The organism is Vibrio sp. PBL-C16, assembly GCF_034321865.1.
In the GTDB taxonomy this organism is placed as follows: domain Bacteria; phylum Pseudomonadota; class Gammaproteobacteria; order Enterobacterales; family Vibrionaceae; genus Vibrio; species Vibrio alginolyticus.
Genome location: NZ_JAXLNY010000002.1, coordinates 1,703,288 through 1,721,145 on the forward strand (window position 1 = coordinate 1,703,288; position 17,858 = coordinate 1,721,145).

General features: G+C 45.9%; 14 protein-coding genes. 6 read left to right on the plus strand and 8 right to left on the minus strand.

Translation table 11 applies throughout. From position 1 onward, the window contains the following. The first annotated feature begins 4 nt into the window (after nt 1–4). From UQW94_RS16085 to UQW94_RS16095, 3 genes are read left to right on the plus strand one after another with little or no spacing between them, the layout of a single operon-like run. Nucleotides 5–988, plus strand: coding sequence for an ABC transporter ATP-binding protein (locus UQW94_RS16085; protein ID WP_225495593.1), 984 nt, complete (start codon nt 5–7; stop codon nt 986–988). A 9-nt stretch (nt 989–997) separates the two neighbouring features. Further along, nucleotides 998–1,990, plus strand: a complete 993-nt coding sequence (locus UQW94_RS16090; protein ID WP_005388959.1) for an ABC transporter ATP-binding protein — start codon at nt 998–1,000, stop codon at nt 1,988–1,990. Further along, the gene (locus UQW94_RS16095; protein ID WP_322142393.1) at nt 1,990–3,786 is read left to right on the plus strand and encodes an aminopeptidase P family protein; all 1,797 of its coding nucleotides are present in this window, start codon (nt 1,990–1,992) and stop codon (nt 3,784–3,786) included. The genes UQW94_RS16090 and UQW94_RS16095 overlap by 1 nt, the downstream gene beginning before the upstream one ends. 161 nt (nt 3,787–3,947) lie before the next feature. Here the strand turns inward: UQW94_RS16095 and UQW94_RS16100 are convergent, their stop codons facing one another. Further along, the gene (locus UQW94_RS16100; RefSeq protein WP_322142394.1) at nt 3,948–6,392 is read right to left on the minus strand and encodes a collagenase; all 2,445 of its coding nucleotides are present in this window, start codon (nt 6,390–6,392) and stop codon (nt 3,948–3,950) included. A gap of 302 nt (nt 6,393–6,694) precedes the next feature. Here UQW94_RS16100 and UQW94_RS16105 point away from each other — a divergent pair, with 302 nt between their 5' ends. Further along, nucleotides 6,695–7,129 carry a hypothetical protein gene (locus UQW94_RS16105; protein ID WP_322142395.1) on the plus strand — a complete coding sequence of 145 codons (435 nt, stop codon included), beginning with the start codon at nt 6,695–6,697 and terminating at the stop codon, nt 7,127–7,129. Between the two features lie 120 nt (nt 7,130–7,249). On the opposite strand, the gene UQW94_RS16110 is transcribed toward UQW94_RS16105, so the two are convergent. From UQW94_RS16110 to UQW94_RS16140, 7 genes are all read right to left on the minus strand, one after another. Beyond that, the gene (locus UQW94_RS16110) at nt 7,250–8,098 is read right to left on the minus strand and encodes an ABC transporter permease (protein WP_322142396.1); all 849 of its coding nucleotides are present in this window, start codon (nt 8,096–8,098) and stop codon (nt 7,250–7,252) included. Nucleotides 8,099–8,100: 2 nt separating this feature from the next. Beyond that, complete coding sequence (locus UQW94_RS16115; RefSeq protein WP_322142397.1) at nt 8,101–9,381, minus strand: ABC transporter permease; 1,281 nt, start codon at nt 9,379–9,381, stop codon at nt 8,101–8,103. Further along, the gene (locus tag UQW94_RS16120) at nt 9,378–10,499 is read right to left on the minus strand and encodes an ABC transporter ATP-binding protein (RefSeq protein WP_322142398.1); all 1,122 of its coding nucleotides are present in this window, start codon (nt 10,497–10,499) and stop codon (nt 9,378–9,380) included. The genes UQW94_RS16115 and UQW94_RS16120 overlap by 4 nt, the downstream gene beginning before the upstream one ends. A gap of 73 nt (nt 10,500–10,572) precedes the next feature. Next, nucleotides 10,573–11,487, minus strand: coding sequence for a dihydrodipicolinate synthase family protein (locus tag UQW94_RS16125; RefSeq protein ID WP_322142399.1), 915 nt, complete (start codon nt 11,485–11,487; stop codon nt 10,573–10,575). 56 nt (nt 11,488–11,543) lie between these two features. Next, nucleotides 11,544–12,518, minus strand: a complete 975-nt coding sequence (locus UQW94_RS16130; RefSeq protein WP_012841896.1) for an ornithine cyclodeaminase family protein — start codon at nt 12,516–12,518, stop codon at nt 11,544–11,546. Between the two features lie 87 nt (nt 12,519–12,605). Next, the gene (locus UQW94_RS16135; protein ID WP_322142400.1) at nt 12,606–13,679 is read right to left on the minus strand and encodes a polyamine ABC transporter substrate-binding protein; all 1,074 of its coding nucleotides are present in this window, start codon (nt 13,677–13,679) and stop codon (nt 12,606–12,608) included. Between the two features lie 125 nt (nt 13,680–13,804). Continuing rightward, a complete protein-coding gene (locus UQW94_RS16140; RefSeq protein ID WP_322142401.1) occupies nt 13,805–15,061 on the minus strand; it encodes an FAD-dependent oxidoreductase in 1,257 nt (418 codons plus the stop codon). 109 nt (nt 15,062–15,170) lie between these two features. Between UQW94_RS16140 and UQW94_RS16145 the strand changes: the two genes are divergently transcribed. Further along, nucleotides 15,171–16,172, plus strand: coding sequence for a 4-hydroxyproline epimerase (locus tag UQW94_RS16145; RefSeq protein WP_301574971.1), 1,002 nt, complete (start codon nt 15,171–15,173; stop codon nt 16,170–16,172). Between the two features lie 21 nt (nt 16,173–16,193). Next, nucleotides 16,194–17,714, plus strand: coding sequence for an aldehyde dehydrogenase (NADP(+)) (locus tag UQW94_RS16150; protein ID WP_322142402.1), 1,521 nt, complete (start codon nt 16,194–16,196; stop codon nt 17,712–17,714). Nucleotides 17,715–17,858 lie beyond the last annotated feature (144 nt).

Below are 17,858 nucleotides of genomic sequence, written 5' to 3' on the forward strand. Positions count from 1 at the left end.
ACCCATGCTATCTATTGAAAACATGAACGTGCGCTTCGATACGCCAGATGGGCAAGTGCAAGCGGTCAGTAATCTCTCCTACTCGATTAAAGCGGGCGAAACTCTTGGGATTGTTGGGGAATCAGGTTCGGGAAAAAGCCAGTCTGTTTTCGCATTAATGGGGTTAACCGCGGACAACGGCGCCGTGTCTGGCAGCGCGATGTTCCACGGTGATGATTTACTCGCGATGTCTAAAAAGCAGCTCAACCGCATCCGTGCAGAGAAAATCGGAATGATCTTTCAAGATCCGATGACGTCACTTAATCCATTCATGAAAATTGGCAAGCAGCTTTGTGAAGTTCTCATGATTCATAAAGGAATGAGCCGAAAACAAGCAAAAATTGAATCGATTCACATGTTGGATGCGGTGCGTACTCCCTCTCCCGAAACTCGGATGAATCAATACCCTCACGAATTATCTGGCGGAATGCGTCAGCGAATCATGATAGCGATGGCGTTGTTGTGTAAGCCCGAGTTGTTAATTGCAGACGAACCAACCACCGCATTAGATGTAACCGTTCAGGCTCAAATTTTGACGCTATTACGAGACTTACAACAAGAGTTCAATACGGCTATTTTACTGATCACTCACGATATGGGCGTCGTCGCCGAGATGTGTGATCGCGTATTGGTCATGTATGGTGGTCAAAAAATGGAGCAATCCGATACCGAGACATTGTTCGCTCAACCTGCGCACCCCTATACTCAAGGTCTGCTAAAGGCTATTCCTTCTATCACTGAAGATATGCCGCGTTTACCAACCATCCCAGGTAACCCACCAAGTGCGTTGATTAACCATAAAGGGTGTCCGTTTAGAGAGCGGTGCGAGCATCGAGAGACGCGTTGCCAATACGAAACCCCACGGTTTTCTCCATTAAACACGAGCCAGTCCATTGCCTGTCACGTTAACGCACCCAGTGTTATCACTCCCATTCAAATAAAAGCTTAAGGAGGCGTTATGAATAAAAAAGAAGTCCTCATGTCTGCTCGTGATTTAAACGTCCACTTTCCTGTTTCACGTCATCTTATTCCAAGTCGACGTAAAATCGTGAAAGCGGTCAATGGTATCGACTTAGATGTTTACCGAGGTGAGACACTTGGCATTGTGGGGGAATCAGGCTGCGGAAAATCAACACTTGCACGCGCCTTACTTCGCTTAATTGAACCTACACATGGCGAGTTGACTTGGAAAGGTCAAGACATGCTCGGGTTTAGTAAAAAAGAGCTTTCCTCTCGACGCAGAGAATTTCAGATGGTGTTTCAAGACCCATCCGCTTGTTTGAATCCGAGGTTAACCATCTCAGAATGCATCGCCGAACCACTGCTCACCCACGAGCCAAAGCTTAAACGGGCAGAGGTAGAAAAGCGTGTCATCGCTATGATGGATAAAGTGGGTCTCTTGGCGAGCCAGCGAAACCGCTATCCACATGAATTTTCCGGAGGTCAATGCCAGCGTGTGGGCATTGCCAGAGCATTAATTCTCAATCCAGATTTGGTCGTGTGTGATGAACCCGTTAGTGCACTAGATGTCTCCATACAAGCTCAGGTCATCAATCTTCTAGATGATCTTAAACAAGAAATGGGGTTAACACTGGTGATGATTGCGCATGACTTAAGCGTGGTGCGCCATATCAGCGACCGCGTTATGGTGATGTATCTTGGTAAACCTATGGAAGTAGGACGTTACGATAAAGTATTTGATGATGCACAACACCCCTACACCAAAGCACTGTTATCTGCTGTCCCGATAGCTAATCCGCAATTAGCACGTGACCGTGAAATACAACTATTGCCCGGCGACCTTCCTTCTCCACTTAACCCACCTAGCGGTTGCGTTTTTCGTACTCGATGCCCAGAAGCAACAGAAGTATGCGGGCAACAGAACCCAATAAAAACAGGCTCGGAGCAGCATCATATCTATTGCTCAAATATGACTTTAGGAACCATTTAATGAACAATACTAACTCAGTAAACCAACGCCTTACGTTATTGCGTGAGGCAATGTCCTTTCACAACGTGTCTGCATATATCGTGACCAACAATGACCCACATAACAGTGAATACTCAGCGGATCATTGGTTAGCGCGAAGCTGGATTTCAGGTTTTACCGGCTCAGCAGGCGATGTCGTCATTACCCAACAAGGTGGTGGCCTGTGGACTGATGGTCGTTACTATATTCAAGCTGAAGAACAGTTACACGGCACAGGACTTGAACTGTTTAAAGCCAAACAACCAGAAACGCCGACAGTTGCCAAATGGCTGGCTACCACGCTCCCAGAAAACAGTATTGTCGCGGTTGACGGGCGCGCCATCAGTTACGCTTTTTATCAAGGCCTCAAACAAGCCTTTGAAACGAAAAACATTAAGATCATTGTCGACCTGGATTTACTCACACCGATTTGGCTTGAAAGACCACCTCGCCCAAGTGCACCCGTATTCGAGCACCCCACCGCTTTTGCTGGCGTTGACACTGAAAATAAGTTAGCGAGAATCCGTTCTTGGTTAACCGAGAACCAAGTAGATAGCTTATTAGTGTCAACGCTAGATGATGTCATGTGGACAATGAATATTCGAGGTGGTGATACGAATTACTGCCCAGTTTCTGAAGCCTATCTAGTCGTAGAGCAATCACTTGCGACACTGTTTATTGATAAAGCCAAACTGCCTCAAGACGTTGAAAGAGCGCTGACCGAGCAGAGTGTACACATTCGCCATTACAACTACGTAAGTCAGTATTTGAATCAGCAATGTGAGGGATTATCGCTCGCTTTTAACCCGACCCACACAGACAGCTTATTGGTGAGTTCGATTGAAGGGAATGTGAATCTAAAGCCAATGGCTTGCCCTGTAACGGCAATGAAGGCCATAAAAAATGCGACCGAGCTAACTAGCCTAGAACAGGCATTAACAGATGATGGTGTGGCAATCGTAAGGTTTATGAACTGGCTCGAAGAGCAAGTTCCAAGCGGACTCGTTACAGAATTGTCTGCTGAGGCACAACTGAATCACTATCGCCGTCAAACCCGACATTATGTGAGTGACAGTTTCCGCACTATCGCAGGCTTCGCAGCTCACGGGGCAAAAATGCATTATGCCGCCGATGAAGAAAGCAATGCGGCAGTCAATGAAAGCAACTTCTTTCTCGTCGATTCTGGTGGCCAATACCTTGGCGGGACAACAGACATCACCCGTACTTTCCACTTCGGGTCACCGACCATTAAGCAGCGCAAAGATTATACCTTGGTGCTCAAAGCGGTCATCCGACTGACTCAGACTCGATTCATGAAAGGCTCTACGGGTGCCAATCTTGATATCATGGCGCGTGGCGTCTTATGGCAACATGGTATTGATTACAAGTGCGGCACTGGACACGGCGTGGGCATTTGCTTGAATGTTCACGAAGGCCCACAAAATTTCTCGCAAAGCCACCACGAGGTTGAACTAAAACCGGGTATGGTCATTACTAATGAACCAGGCGTTTATCGCGAAGGTGAGTATGGGGTAAGAATAGAGAACATTCTTAAAGTTGTAGAAGTAGAACAAAATGAGTTCGGCACGTTTTACGGTTTTGAGACCATCACTCTTGCTCCCATTGCGACCAACGCCCTTGATTTATCAATGCTAGATCAAGCAGAGCTAGACTGGCTTAATCATTACCATTCACGTGTCTATCAGGCGCTTAGCCCTTTTCTTGATGCGCAAGATAAAAACTGGCTGCAAAGCACAACCCAGCTTATTGAGAAATAGGATATCAGCAAGTTTTATAACGTTTTCATTTTCATCTCAAACTCCTTGTTTGCCAGCCTTCGGGCTGGTTTTTTTTATAGAGATAACGGCGTAAAAAACAAAAACGCCCCGCGATGTTAGCGAGGCGATCCATTAAATTAAAATGATGCAGTTAAACTGCCCTACTGACGACACTTCTGAACATCAAAATCAACCACGATGGCGGCATTCTCAAAGTCACCAGATACTTTAACGTAGCCCCAGTAGTTACTCTGATTTGACAACGTAATACACTCTCCATTACCAATATTATCTGACCACCCGTGAAGATTAGTATCATCCGGCCAACCAGAGTTACTGTATTCAAGCTTTAGGTTGCCCGTACCATTCCCCGTCGTTATCGCCAGGTTTGAGCTTTCATTCACCGCTGGTACGCTCAGCCAAATGGTTTGTTGATTTGCCAAGCAAACTGGCTCTCCTGCTGTTAAGCGCCCACCGCTTACTTTACTTTGCACCGCGCAGTCTTGTGGCAATGTGTCATTACCGCCCAACGCTGAGATAACAACAGTATGAGTGGCGGTTGCCGTCAAGCCTTCACTGTCTGTCACACTTAGGCTGACCGAATACTCCCCTTCACTCCCATATTGGTGCGTCGGCTTGGTTTGTGTACTTGTCGAGCCATCACCGAAGTCCCATAAGACGCTGACGATCTTCCCGTTTGGGTCTGTACTGTTTTCACTGCTAAATGTAATGCTTTCACCGACTTTCCCCTTGTTGTTTGCGGTTATGACTGCATTAGGTGCACCATTTGAGACAAGGGCTTGCTGCCACTGCTCAAACTCACTTTGATATAAATTCGCCCATTGGGTGATCGTTGCTTTGTAATTGCTCCAATTCCCTTGGCGTGTTTCCACCAGCATTTGGTTTACGTCATCTTTATGATTTTCAAACATAAAACGTACAGCTAAGTACCCCCAACGATAAATTCGATCGACATCAAACCCATCATAAGTAGTCTCGAAAATCTCACTTAAGGTATACGTCGAGCCGTCTAAAATCGTCTCAAGTGCTGCTTGGTTGTCATTTTCTTGAGCGACATACTCTGCAATGCCTTCACTCCACCACACTATTTTTTCAGTTGGATGACTAAACCCTCCATAGAGATCAAATCGACCATCTAAGTAATGCACGTATTCGTGCTCTAAGTTCCAGACAAAGTGATCCGCGTTCGCATAAGAGGCTTCATAAGCAATAAAGTTGGGAATATTCCCCGGCTGGGAAGGATCACCCTCCAAGTACATACCGCCATTGTCAGTACTAATATCGAAAATTGGCCCTGCGTACTTACCATAATCGGTGCTTGAATCGAAGATATTAACTTGGAGCTGAGTATTGTGGTCATCTTTTACTGGCTGTTCACCAGTTTCTAATGACTGATGAAAGTAACCCTCTTCGTAACCCATTTTAGAACATGCGGCCGCGTGTTGCTCTTGCGTCATATTCTGAGACAAAATTCGGATTGTCGGGCTACAAGTATAAGTTTGCGATAGCACCAAGCCTTTTAGCTCAGTTTCGAAATTACAAATTCCGAACTCACTACAATCTGCGTAATATGAGGCGGTGTCCGCCGCCGCAAGCCAAACCGCGTCACCCCGACCATACATTTCATACTGTTCAAAGATTCGACTCAGCTGACTCTTCACAACAGAACTCGCGTTACCCGTATACTTGGTCAAACGCCCGAGCTCTCGCCCTGCATTCGCGGCCATAAACTCATCTTCAGCACCGATTGATGACGCCCTTAGAGCAAAATCGCCTAAAGCTTTGGCAAGGTCTGTTTGGTTGCCAATTATTTGCACAAATTGCTCGTTCCACTGCCCACCAAACAAAATAGTGAAAACACCGTTAACGGCATTGCGCATATACCAGTGCTGGGCGTATTGATCATTCCAACGTGTAAGCCACTGGGTCACTTGCGGTAAGTACGCGTGCTGCAAGCCGGCACTATCCATAGTGATGATGACCTCACTAAGCACTTTGCCGTGACGGTCGCTGTTCTCGTAGAAGTTTGCGTTATTAACAAACGCATCCACTGATTCTTTCACCGCTGGTGTGACCCATTCAATAAATGAGATGTTGTCATTGTAAAACTCGGCGTAATAACCCGCGCGTAAGTATAAGAACAACGTTTCGAGTTCATCGCTCCCGCCACCCGTATACCCCTTCGCCAACGTCGTAGTGTGCTTAGCGATGTTGTACATATGATCGGAGCTAAATACCGACTCTTGAATCCGACTTTCAGCAGAGAATAACTGGTTCACACACGTCGCGCCCTGACTTAAAATTTCGCTGATCAATTGGTTACTACTTTCGGTAATCAATGCCTCCAAATCACAAGCAGTGCTCGACTCATCAAGGCTTTCAAGTGACTGTACTCGAGTTGCCTTAGAGGGCTGAATTGGGAGAGTTGCGGTTGGTTGGTATTCAACTCGATTGGATTCAACACCGTGTGTATGAGCCGAATGTGCATGGTGCTCTGTAACTTGAGAAACTGGCTCGCTTAACGCAAATACGCCAGTGCTGGTTAATGTTGTCGCAATCGCGACACTCAAAATCTTCAGTTCCATCTAATTTCTTCTATATTGAGTTTTCCTTAGATGCATTACGTCTTTTGCATCGCCACTGCCCTTATTACTGCAAGAGCATCTCCATATAATCTACTAGCAAGACAAGAAGAAACATTTTGTTAACAAATAGATGTGGCGGTATCGGTTTTTGGTACTCGAGTTGCCGTTGCACGAGCTTGCCAGAAATCGATTTGCTTTAGTAATATTGATCAACTAGTTGTTTATCTTTCCATTCAAATATCTTTTATTGCTCCTCATAAAAGCTATAAAATGGTTTCTTTTCTTTTTGCTAAACAACTCCTATGACCGACGCTGATATTGAGCTACAACACCTTTGGTTAGAAGTCCAAACCGAACGCTGGCAAAACCTGCCACGCTTTTTATTCAGTTACTACTGCTACAAGCACAACCTTGTCAGTAAAACCAACAAAGTTTGCTGGGAGACGGCACGTGCAAACCTGCCTGCTTCAACATCAATAAAAGAGCGAAAAAAGGCGGTGGTTGAACCGTTAGTCTCTGAGGAAACCGTCGTTGGGTTATTGAAAACCATCAGCAAAGATGGAGAAATGACGTTTGACGTGATGGTAACCACACTTAATATGTTTTTGCACTATGTTGTGATTAGCAAGGAAGAAAAAGCGCAACTTAAATCAAACATGCCAGCTAGTTGGTATCAGCAATCGAACAAGTCGCCTTTGGCACGTTTCGAGCAAGCTGGCATTAAGCTACAAGAGTGATATGTCAGTCATCGCTGACGACAAACACAAAAGAAAAGCGCCTACAATGAGGCGCATTTGATCAAAAATTGAGGTGCCCCTAAACAAAAGTGCAAAGTGACCAACAAAGAAAAAGTCTGGTTATTCTTGAATGCCTCTAATGCGTACATTACGTCTACGTAAAACTTCTAATGTCACGAGCAAACACACCGACATAAAAATCAACAACGTAGCGACCGCCAATATGGTCGGACTAATTTGCTCTCGAATTCCTGACCACATCTGCCTCGGAACGGTTTTTTGTTCTGCCCCAGTCAGGAATAACGCCACCACAACCTCGTCGAACGAGGTGCCAAAGGCAAACAAGCCGCCAGAAATCATCCCCGGACGAATCAGCGGAAAGGTAATGTGTCTGAAAGTATAAACAGGGTTTGCTCCTAAGCTAGCCGCCGCTTTTACCAGGCTATGATCAAAGCCGCTTAAGGTCGCAGTAACGGTAATGACAACAAAAGGCGCACCTAACGCGGCGTGTGCCAAAATGACGCCTAGATAAGTTTGTGATAAGCCAAGGCGTGTGTAGAAAAAGTACATCGCAGCAGCAGAGATAATGACTGGTACGATCATAGGTGAGATCAACAGCGCCATAATCGTATTGCGAAAAGGCAAATTACTACTGGCTAAACCCAACGCCGCCAGAGTTCCTAGCCCTGTTGCAACGAGTGTCGCCATAAAAGCAATGAACGTGCTGTTTTTCAGCGCCAACAGCCACTGATCACTAGTAAACATTTCTTGATACCAGCGAGTAGAATACGCTGCCGAATCAAGGTTTAGCATCCCCTCGGTAAAAGTAAAGTAAGGCGTTGCATTAAACGATAACGGGATGATGGTCAGAATCGGAGCGATTAAAAAGAACAGCACCAACCCACAAAAAACTAAGTAGCCTGCGTAAGCGACTCGCTCTACTTTTGATGCATAGTTTGGTAATGCCATGGTTATCCTCCTACCTTAAGGTTATTCATGCCAACCACACGGTTGAATATATAAAACAGAACCAGTACAACGAACAAAAGCAGTCCACCCAATGCGCCAGCCATCCCCCAGTTCAGTGATGTCTGCATATGATAGGCAATCATATTGGATATCATCTGTCCGCTTCTTCCACCAACCAAAGCGGGCGTAATGTAGAAACCAATAGAAAGAATGAAAGTGAGCAAGGTCCCCGCACCTATCCCCGGTAACGTAAGCGGCATATAAACTTTGATGAACGCAATGAAAGGCGTCGCGCCTAGAGAACGAGCGGCACGGAAATAAGTTGGGCTAATTCCTTTCATTACGCTGTACAGAGGCAGGATCATAAACGGCAGCAGAATGTGAACCATAGACACCACCGTTCCGAAGGTATTGTGAATCATCTGAATTCGTTCGGAAGTAAAACCCGACCAAATAAGGAGATCATTAATGACCCCTTGGTTTTGCAGCAGAACAATCCAAGACGTGGTTCTGACTAATAATGACGTCCAAAATGGCAGCAGTACAATGATTAAAAGTAAGTTCGCGCGCTTATCAGGTAAATTGGCAAGCAGGTAAGCAACGGGGTACGCCATCACCAAACAAATTAAGGTGATTGAAATAGACATCCAAAAAGTTTTAAAGAAAAGGTCGACGTATATTTGGCGTTTTTCTGGTTGGGGCTCAATGTCTCCAAACTCATTCACTTGCAAGTCTAGCGCAGCAAGATAATGACTGAATGTTAGTGCGCCACTAAGATTCTTAAACGCCGCCCAATATTTAGGATTAGTCCATCGCTTATCAAGCTTGGCCAACTGTGTCACCGAGCTAGGCAGCGACGTCAAACGAGACAACTTTCTACCTGTTTTCATCAATAAGCTGCGCATACCAGACTCTTCAATATTCATCCGGCTGGCTATTTTCGGTAGCTCTTTGCTTTGATAAAGCGCAAGTACTTCAACAGAGAATGCCTCAATGACTTCTTGATGAGGCTGACCTTGATAATCCCAACTTTCTAAGGCTTGAATAGTTTGTGGGAGTGACTGGGATATTTCTCGGTTATCCACGCTTCGATAAAGCATGTCGAGGATAGGAAAAGCAAACGTAAACAGGATAAAGCACACCAATGGAATTGTAAGCATAATAGAACGAAGCTTTTTTCGGCGCTCCGCCTTTTGCAGCTGCGCTTTCAGATTGGTTTCTTGCTGATGAACTTGACGTTCGACTTCCAATACAGAATCTAATGCGGTTAGCTCTCGACTCATGCTGCTACCTCGCTACTTGGAGTTAGTGTTTCATCAAGAGCATGGCAATCGTCGCTTTGCCAACCAATACGACAAATTGAGCCAGGCGTTAACTGCAAGTGTTTACGATTATCGTTAGGTACTTTAACGATGAAGTGACCAACGCTCTCTACTTCGACGACCAGACGATAATGATCACCGTGATAAATCAATTCTCGTAAGACACCCGAGACTTGGTTCTCACAAGACGCTTTATCTGGTTGAATAACAATCTTTTCTGGTCGAATGGAAAGTGTTGTTCTCTGCCTTTGCTCAGATACTCTGACAGGTTTCGCAGTAAATAACTCTTTCCCAACGAGCACTTGGCAATACTTTCCGTTCAACTCTTTGACTAAACCTGAGAGTTGGTTGTTTTCTCCAATAAACTGCGCAACAAACGTATTACTCGGAGATTCATAAAGCTCGGTTGGTGTCGCGAGTTGTTGCACTTCGCCGTGATTAAAAACCGCAATACGGTCGGACATAGTGAGAGCTTCGTCTTGATCGTGCGTCACATACAAAATGGTGATGCCAAGCTTTTCATGCAAATGTTTAATTTCCATCTGCATTTGCTCACGCAGCTGCTTATCTAATGCGCCTAGTGGTTCATCCATCAACACGAGTTTAGGCTCAAACACTAATGCTCGCGCTAACGCAACACGCTGTTGTTGACCACCTGATAACTGCTTTGGGTATCGAGTCGCAACATGCTCAAGCTCGACCATTTCTAATACACTCTGAACTTTGCTTTGAATCGTGTAACTGTCGAGTTTTCGCACCTTTAAAGGAAACGCAAGATTCTCGGCAATGGTCATATGTGGAAACAACGCATAGTTTTGAAACACCATACCGATATCGCGCTTGTGCGGCGCGAGATGATTAACGGGAACGCCATCGATATAAATGTCTCCACCGGTCGCGGTTTCAAAGCCCGCTAGCATCATTAAGCAAGTGGTCTTGCCCGATCCTGACGGCCCCAACATAGTAACGAACTCTCCAGGAGCAATATCTAAGTTGAAGTCTTTCACCACCAAATTCGTGCCATCGTAGGTTTTCTTAACGTGTTGAAAGCTGACATAGTCCTTGTTTTCCGTGCTCATGACTTCCCTCTTTTCATTTTTTGAATATTACGAATGAGTAGAGCGTCAGTTAACGCTCTACTAAACAGCACAATTACAGATTGTATTTGGATAGGTCTAAGCGGGTTTCTAACGCATGTTCAACCATTTGAATGACTTGTTGACGCTCTTCACCTTGTAAAAGTTGGCGTGGCGCACGAACTTGTTCAGATCCACGTCCGCAGACTTGCTCGGCCAGTTTAATGCACTGAACCAGCGTAGGAATGGTGTCTAAACGCAGTAGCGGTAAGAACCAACGGTAGATTTCTAACGCTTCAGCATAACGACCTTGGCTTGCCAGTTTATAAATCGCGACGGATTCTTCTGGGAATGCGTTGGTTAAACCTGAAATCCAGCCGGTCACGCCTAGCATCAATGATTCAAGAGCAATGTCATCAACACCACTGAACACGGTAAAGCGGTCATCAAATTTATTGTAAAGCTCAGTGATACGACGAGTATCAGTGGTCGACTCTTTAATAGCTACAATGCTTTCAAACTCAGCCAGTTTCGCCATGATATCGAGGTTTACATCGACACCATAAGCAACCGGGTTGTTGTAAATCATGATTGGCATTTCTGGCGCTGCTTTTGCTAGCGTGCGGTAATATTCGAACGTTTCGCTCTCAGACGTGCGGTAAACCATGGCAGGCATCACCATACAACCATCGATACCAATTTTGTACGCATCCTGCATGTAATCAACAGCTGCTGTGGTAATAGACTCTGCTGTACCAGCAATCAAAGGCACACGGCCATTTACGACTTCTTTTGCCGCTTGCAAGACCTGGCGTTTCTCCTCCGGGTACAACGCGCAGTTCTCACCGACGGTACCCAAGCAGATAATGCCATTCACACCATCTTTAATTTGGTTATCTATAACGGTTTGCGTTGCGTCTAAGTCGATTGACTGATCTTGACGAAATTGCGTACTGACCGCCGGATAAACACCTTTCCAATCAATTTTCATGAACTACTTTCCTTATATGTATATTGTATGCAATTTAAATAAACGAGCAAAAATGCTCAGGCATGGCTATCTATGCCATTTTCTAACAACACCGCCTTTACAGCGGCCAAATCAGCCAAAGCACTGCCAACTGATTTGTATAAAGTAATGACCTCATCGTTTTGACGTCCTGAGATTTGTTGGGCGCAAAGCTGCGGTAATTCCCCTTTGATATCGTCTGACGTGAACACGCCCTCTTGAATTGGAATGAGAAGATCGCCCGCTTCGGCTAATACGTTAATGCGGCTATCGACATACACCTGCGCTCGTTGCACTGCTTCTGAGTCGCATTCACGCTTATCCAAGTCATGATTACCGACCAAATCAATATGGGTACCCGGCTGCACGTCCGCGCCATTAAACAAAGGCTCTGCTGATGCGGTAATACAACTGATGATGTCAACGTGTTTGATAACGTGGTCCACTTTTTCTACGACTGAAACGCGAAACCGACGCTCATCAGGAAGCGACTGATACTCTGAAGATGACACAATGGCATCTACCGTCGCCTCGGCTTTGTCTGAGTTACGCCCCCAAATATAAACCTGCTTAAGTGGGCGAACCGCAGCGTATGCCCACGCAAAATAAGGCGCAAGATTGCCCGTTCCGCAGATCAACAGACGATCAGCATCGGGACGCGCTAAATAGTCCGCTGCCAACGCAGAAGCTGCGGCGGTTCGCCAAAACGTTAAAACTTTACCGTCTACGAGTGCGAGCGGCTCACCATCATTTCGTCTAAAAACAAGCAGCTTAGATGCAAGCGTATCTTTGCCTTGCTCAGGATTATGCGGGAAATACGTAAAGGCTTTCACCGCAATCAACTCCTGGTTCCAAGCTGGAAGTAGCGCAAACGCCTCGTATTCTCCCTCTTCTAAGGGCATGACTCGGCGTTGAGGTATTGTCGCTGGCCGCGAGTACATTTCACGCATCGTTTCAATAAGAGACTTCATTGTTAAACATTGCGCGACTTGCTGTGCTTCGATGACTTTCATCATTTCTCCGAAAACATAAATACAGTTGAGGAAAAGTACGGAACCTCGCTTATGGATGAAAACTCGGCCCCATACACAAATTAACGCCTAGTTAAGCAGCCAGGTATTGAACTCTTCATTTAGTTCATCCGCATAGTCTGACCACCATTCATCGTTAATCAGGAAGGCGGTTTGGAAGTTTTGAGGTGCGGTAGGAAGGTTCGCTAAAATGTCTGGGTTCACCTCCGCCGAAGACGATTTACGCGTAGGCCCGTAGGCAACGTACTTAGCTTGATCAGCTAATGGTTTTGTTCCTGAAGAAAAAGCGATGAAGTCCAATGCAAGCTTTGTGTTCTCGCTCCCTTTAGGTATCGCCCATCCATTCATGTAACCCATTTGACGGTCCCATATAATCCGAAATGGTTGACCTTCATCTTTACGGGCATTGTGAATTCGGCCGTTAAACGCCGAGGCGATCACCACTTCTTTGTCTGCAAGCATTTGAGGTGGTTGGGCACCGGTTGTCCACCACAGTACTTCTGATTTGATCGTATCCAACTTAGCAAAAGCACGCTCGCGCCCCGCTTCGGTTTCGAGCAGGCTGTAGACCTCTTCTGGCTTTACACCATCAGCCAATAGTGCCCACTCAAGATTGCCCTGAGGTTGTTTTTGCAATGCACGTCGACCTGGAAAAGTTTGTAGGTCAAAGAGATCGGTCAACTTGCTAGGCAAAGCCTTACCTTTAAACGCGTCTTCGTTCACCGCTAATACTGTGGACACAACGATGGTATTGATTGCGCACTCGTGAATCGCACCATCAATGAAATCCTCTTGTGCTGGTGTTCCATCTGCGCCCGGAGGCAAAATACTTGGGCTCACTGGTTCTAATAGCCCTTCTGTACAACCACGAACAATGTCCGGCTTGTCGAGAGAAACCAAATCCCAGCGCACGTTGTTCGCTTCCACCTGCGCTTTAATTTCGGCTAATCCGCCGCTGAAATCCTCGGATACGATCTCTACACCTGTTTTTTTAATGAAAGGCTTGTGATATGCCTCCACTTGGCTCTTGGTGAATGCACCACCCCAAGATACGACCGTCAATTTGTCTTCAGCATAAGCAGAAGTCCCCAACAGCATTCCTGAAATCAACAGTGCCAATGGTGCTTTGGTCATTCGTGACATGTATTACTCCTTTTGGTTGTTTTTCTGGAGGCATCCGAGTACGGCTGTTGGATACCAGTTTTTGTTAAAATTAAGTTAACATTAGCATTTAATATATTTTATATAATATTTAATATTAAATTTTTTCAGGCAAATCGTTGTAGTGAAAAAGGTGAAAGATCAATCGATGTCGGCTTTCCTTCGATAAGCTCTAAAAGGAGATCTGCCGTAATCGCCGCTTGAGTTAATCCAAGGTGTTGGTGACCAAATGCCAGTAATACATTTCCATCCCAAATGCTATCAATAACCGGTAACGAGTCGACTGTTGAAGGCCGATTCCCCATCCACTTTTCTCCTTGCTTGAGTGGATGTAACCCCGATTCAAACATCTCATCACCTAACTGAAAAAGCATTTCTGAACGTTTCATATTGGGTGGTGACTCTACATCGGCATACTCAACAGTGCCTGCCAAGCGTAACCCACCAGACATCGGAGTCATGATGAATTTTCTATCGGCAGAGCTAATAGGAAATGGCAATACATCACGCTTGTCATCCACCATTAGGTGATAACCACGCTCGGCTTGAATAGGCACTTTGACTCCGGTTAGTTGCCGTATCAAAGGCTTAGAATGTACACCAGCGGCAACAATGATTCGGTCAAATGAATGAGTTTGAGACTCAACCAGCACATCGCCATTTTTCGCCAACGCAGATACACCTTTTTGTAAAACCTTACCGCCAAGAACTTCAAAGGCTTCACTTAGCTCAGCACAGAGCTGATAAGGGTCTAGCGTATGACCTGTTTCGGGAAAAAAGACTCCGACACGAACCTTATGGCTGAGATCAGGTATCCGCTCTCGAATCTCCTCTTGTGTCCAAACTTGATACGTCACACCGTTTTTAACCAGTGAGTTAAGCGTGCTTTGATAATTCTGAAACAGTTTCTCGTTTTCAAAAGTGAGCAATGAACCATTCATTTTTATTAGATGTGCTTTTCCGATTGAATCAAGCACGTCACGCCAACTTGCCACTGACCGCTCGTTAAGACTCTTAATCGCGTTTTTTGCCCGCTCCGCGGCTGATGGCTTTGTTTGTAATAGAAAACGAATCATCCACCCGATAGTGCTTGGAATATCTTGCCAACGGATCGAAACCGGACTTTTGGAATCTAGCAGCATTTTAGGTAATTGTGGAAGCAGCGCTGGCGTTGCAAGAGGGAAGATTTGCTCAGTCGCGATATGACCTGCATTTCCTTTAGAGCATCCATTCCCCACGCCATTGGGATCAAAAATCGTGACTTGATAACCTTGCTGCTGCAACTTCAATCCAATTGATAAGCCAATAATCCCCGCACCTATCACGGCGATCCTTTCCTTTTTGGTTTCATCCTTGACCAACATAAATATGCTCCGAGTCACACTTGAAAACGTAGATTGTATACAATATATTTTACATTACGTTAACATCACTATTGTTTAATTCAACCATTTTTTCAGCAAGGAGCGAAAAATGAGACAAGGAACTTTTTTCTGTATTGATGCCCACACCTGCGGCAACCCAGTTAGGCTGGTCGCAGGCGGTGTGCCTCCACTCGAAGGCAATACCATGAGCGAAAAGCGCCAATACTTTCTTGAGCATTATGATTGGATTCGTCAGGCACTCATGTTTGAGCCTCGCGGACACTCAATGATGTCGGGGTCCGTTGTCTTGCCTCCTTGCAGCGATAACGCAGACGCTTCAATTCTGTTTATTGAAACCAGTGGGTGCTTACCAATGTGTGGCCACGGCACCATTGGAACCGTCACCACCGCTATCGAGAATCGCCTTATCACTCCCAAAAAAGAAGGTCGTTTGATACTTGATGTCCCAGCAGGGCAAATCGAAGTGCACTACCAAACAAAAGGTGACAAGGTCACGTCGGTAAAGATATTTAACGTACCGGCTTACCTTGCCCACCAAGACGTAACCGTGGACATAGAAGGCTTAGGTGAGCTCACTGTCGATGTTGCTTATGGCGGAAACTATTACGTAATCGTCGACCCTCAAGAAAACTACGCCGGACTTGAACACTACTCTCCAGATGAAATTTTGATGCTTTCTCCAAAAGTTCGCGAAGCGGTATCTCGAGCGGTTGAGTGCGTACATCCAGCAGATCCAACAGTGTGCGGTGTTTCTCACGTGCTATGGACCGGAGAGCCCACTCAAGAAAACGCTACCGCTCGAAATGCTGTGTTTTACGGCGACAAAGCGTTGGATCGATCGCCATGCGGTACGGGAACAAGTGCACGCATGGCGCAATGGCATGCAAGAGGCAAACTCAATCAAGGGGAAGACTTTGTTCACGAAAGTATCATCGGCAGCCTATTTCAAGGACGTATAGAAGGCATTACCGAAGTGAATGGCAAAGCCGCTATTTTGCCAAGTATTGAAGGATGGGCACAAGTATACGGTCACAACACGATATGGGTAGACGATGAAGACCCATATGCGTACGGATTTGAAGTAAAGTAATAAGGATAGTAAGGAAGAATGATGAACCCACAAGAACCAACCACTTTTTACGCAGTCAACGCCTTTACTGGTGAGCCTCTACCCACAGAGTTTCCGGTGCATGGGGAGCAAGAAGTTAATCAAGCAGCCTCAGCCGCCCAAAGCGTTGCGCGTGAGTTTCGCCTACTAAGCAATGCAAAGCGAGCGAGCTTACTTTGCTCTATCGCCTCTGAATTGGAAAAGAAGAGTGAAGAAATCGTTGCTCGTGCTCATTTAGAAACTGCCCTTCCCGAAGCACGTTTAAGCGGTGAAATAGGACGTACCGCCAACCAATTACGACTATTTGCCGAGGTTGTGAGCTCGGGTAATCACCATCAAGCAATTTTCGATACGCCAAACCCAGACCGCCAACCACTGCCGAAACCAGATATTCGTCGTCAGCAAATCGCAATTGGCCCTGTCGCCGTGTTTGGTGCGTCTAATTTTCCGCTCGCATTTTCTACTGCAGGTGGTGATACGGCTTCGGCACTGGCAGCTGGCTGTCCTGTGATTGTAAAAGGCCATACCGCCCACCCTGGCACCAGTCAACTTGTTGCTGAGTGTATTGAGGCTGCACTTGAGAAAGAGTGCTTACCGCAAGCCATCTTCACGCTATTGCAAGGCAACAAACGCGCACTTGGCCAAGCACTCGTTACCCATCCAAAAATTAAAGGGGTTGGTTTTACAGGCTCCGTCGGTGGTGGCCGTGCGCTGTTTAACCTAGCTCAGCAAAGACCAGAGCCAATCCCCTTCTATGGCGAACTAGGGGCGATTAACCCAACATTTATTCTCCCTTCAGCCATACGAGCAAACGCATCATTGGCTGAAGAGTTTGTGGCTTCTATGACTTTGGGCTGTGGACAATTTTGTACAAAGCCCGGCGTTGTATTTGTCTTGAATTGCCCAGAAACGCAAGCCTTTATCGAAACCGCTCAAGGGTTAATTCGACAACAATCAACGGCCACTTTGCTAACGCAAGGAATCCGAGAAACGTATGAATCAGAAGTTAACAAGCGAGCTTCCGAAACGGGCATTAATGTAACTCGCTCTGAACAAGCAGAAGTGACCAATGTCGCACCAGTACTGTTCGTGACGGACAGTAAAAACTGGCGTAAAAACCCGCAATGGGAAGAAGAAATATTCGGTCCTCAATCGTTGATCGTAATCTGTGAAGATTTCGATGACATGTTGAAACTGAGTGATTCACTGACTGGCTCGCTCACCGCAACCCTTCACGCTACCGCTGAAGACGAAGAACAAGCCAAGCAACTGCTTCCAAGTTTGGAAGAAATCGCCGGACGCCTTGTATTCAACGGTTGGCCAACTGGCGTCGAGGTTGGTTACGCTATGGTTCATGGTGGACCATATCCGGCTTCAACCAATTCTGCCTCAACATCTGTCGGGGCAGAGGCTATTCATCGTTGGTTGCGTCCCGTCGCTTATCAAGCTTTACCAGAATCTTTATTGCCGGATTCATTAAAAGCGTCGAACCCACTGGGTATTCAACGCGCCATAGATGGCTGAGTCTCCCAATAAGATCACCAAATGGCTCAAAAAGGCATCAACTGATGCCTTTTATTTCACTCTACTTCTCAAAACCTTCTTTCCTAGTTGGTTTGTGCCAGAAAAACAATAAACTACTAAAGTAAAATGGATTGGATACAATAT

Bases quoted from the DNA above. Each gene is read 5' to 3' on its own strand.
- UQW94_RS16085 (WP_225495593.1), top strand. From the start codon at position 5: ATGCTATCTATTGAAAACATGAACGTGCGCTTCGATACGCCAGATGGG.
- UQW94_RS16090 (WP_005388959.1), top strand. From the start codon at position 998: ATGAATAAAAAAGAAGTCCTCATGTCTGCTCGTGATTTAAACGTCCAC.
- UQW94_RS16095 (WP_322142393.1), top strand. From the start codon at position 1,990: ATGAACAATACTAACTCAGTAAACCAACGCCTTACGTTATTGCGTGAG.
- UQW94_RS16100 (WP_322142394.1), bottom strand. From the start codon at position 6,392: ATGGAACTGAAGATTTTGAGTGTCGCGATTGCGACAACATTAACCAGC.
- UQW94_RS16105 (WP_322142395.1), top strand. From the start codon at position 6,695: ATGACCGACGCTGATATTGAGCTACAACACCTTTGGTTAGAAGTCCAA.
- UQW94_RS16110 (WP_322142396.1), bottom strand. From the start codon at position 8,098: ATGGCATTACCAAACTATGCATCAAAAGTAGAGCGAGTCGCTTACGCA.
- UQW94_RS16115 (WP_322142397.1), bottom strand. From the start codon at position 9,381: ATGAGTCGAGAGCTAACCGCATTAGATTCTGTATTGGAAGTCGAACGT.
- UQW94_RS16120 (WP_322142398.1), bottom strand. From the start codon at position 10,499: ATGAGCACGGAAAACAAGGACTATGTCAGCTTTCAACACGTTAAGAAA.
- UQW94_RS16125 (WP_322142399.1), bottom strand. From the start codon at position 11,487: ATGAAAATTGATTGGAAAGGTGTTTATCCGGCGGTCAGTACGCAATTT.
- UQW94_RS16130 (WP_012841896.1), bottom strand. From the start codon at position 12,518: ATGAAAGTCATCGAAGCACAGCAAGTCGCGCAATGTTTAACAATGAAG.
- UQW94_RS16135 (WP_322142400.1), bottom strand. From the start codon at position 13,679: ATGTCACGAATGACCAAAGCACCATTGGCACTGTTGATTTCAGGAATG.
- UQW94_RS16140 (WP_322142401.1), bottom strand. From the start codon at position 15,061: ATGTTGGTCAAGGATGAAACCAAAAAGGAAAGGATCGCCGTGATAGGT.
- UQW94_RS16145 (WP_301574971.1), top strand. From the start codon at position 15,171: ATGAGACAAGGAACTTTTTTCTGTATTGATGCCCACACCTGCGGCAAC.
- UQW94_RS16150 (WP_322142402.1), top strand. From the start codon at position 16,194: ATGAACCCACAAGAACCAACCACTTTTTACGCAGTCAACGCCTTTACT.